Annotated in this window: 1 protein-coding gene; it reads right to left on the bottom strand. The window is 63.8% G+C overall.

Going from position 1 to position 1,160, the window contains the following annotated elements; genetic code table 11:
• The coding region (locus FV139_RS20995) for a Calx-beta domain-containing protein (RefSeq protein WP_187276670.1) at nucleotides 1–1,160 on the bottom strand (1,160 nt) is incomplete at both ends.

Here is a 1,160-nt window from a genome sequence, read left to right as displayed (position 1 = left end):
GGCGGCGGGGGCGGCGGCGGTTCGGTACCGTCCACGATCTGCACAATGCCCTGGGGATCCGCGATGGTCGCGTTGGTCGCATTGCTGAGGTTGACGAAGAACTGCTCCGTCACTTCCTCGATATCGTCCGTGTTGGTGCCGAACAGCACGGTCACTTCCGTGGTACCCGCCGGGAACGTGATCGTGCCACTGTTGGGGTCGTAGTCACCACCCAACACGGTAGCCGTATCGTCCGCGCTGGCGAACTGAACGGTGACGGGCTCACCCACCGCGGCGGAAAGGGTCAGGGTGACCTCGGCAGTCTCACCCTCGGTCACGACCACGTCATTGATAGTGATGAACGGCGTGAAGTCATCGACAATGGTCACCACGCCCTGGCCGTCGGCAATGGTGGCGCCGCTGGCGTTGCTCAGGTTCACCAGGAACTGCTCGGTGCCTTCCTGCAGGTCGTCCTCGTTGGTGGCGAAGGAAATGGTGACCTCGGTGGTACCCGGGGCAAAGGTGATGGTGCCGGTATCCGGGTCGTAGTCACCGCCTTCCACGGTGGCGGTGTCGTCGAGGCTGTCGAACTGGACGGTCACCGGGGTATCGCTGGCGCCAGAGAGGGTCACCGTCAGGGTCGCGGTGTCGCCCTCGACGACGGTGACGTCATCAATGCTGATAAACAGTTCGGGAGGCGGCGGTGAACCGGGAATGGTCACAGTCACATTGGCGGTGTCGGACGCCTCGCCGGTGGGGCTGATGGCGGTATAGGTAAAGGTATCCTCACCAAAGAAGCCCGGGTTCGGGGTGTAGGTCACGGTATTGTCGGGGTTGATCACCACCGTACCGTTGGACGGCTGGGTCACGCTGGTGACAATCGAGCCTTCGACAAAGATGTCGTTGTCCAGCACATCGATGACCACCGGCTCGCCCTGCTCGGTCGTCTCGACGTCGTCGATCGCGTCCACGGGCAGCAGAGCTTCTTCAACCGGCGCTTCGTCGGGGCTAAAACTGGGGGCGAACAGCCCGCCAAACTCGTCGGTGCCTTCCACAATCCGCCCCAGGCGAATGAAGCTGTGGCCGCTGTTACCGCCCGCGCCACCGCCAGCCCCGGCTGCGGTCGCTTCCAGCACATCGCCGATGTCGCCGTCGCCTTCCAGGGCGGTCAACAGGGCGTC

It is taken from the genome of Parahaliea maris (assembly GCF_008064665.1).
GTDB classification, from domain to species: Bacteria; Pseudomonadota; Gammaproteobacteria; order Pseudomonadales; family Halieaceae; genus Parahaliea; species Parahaliea maris.
Note: the sequence above shows the minus strand (reverse complement) of the source record. Positions and strands in the feature narration are given on the sequence as shown.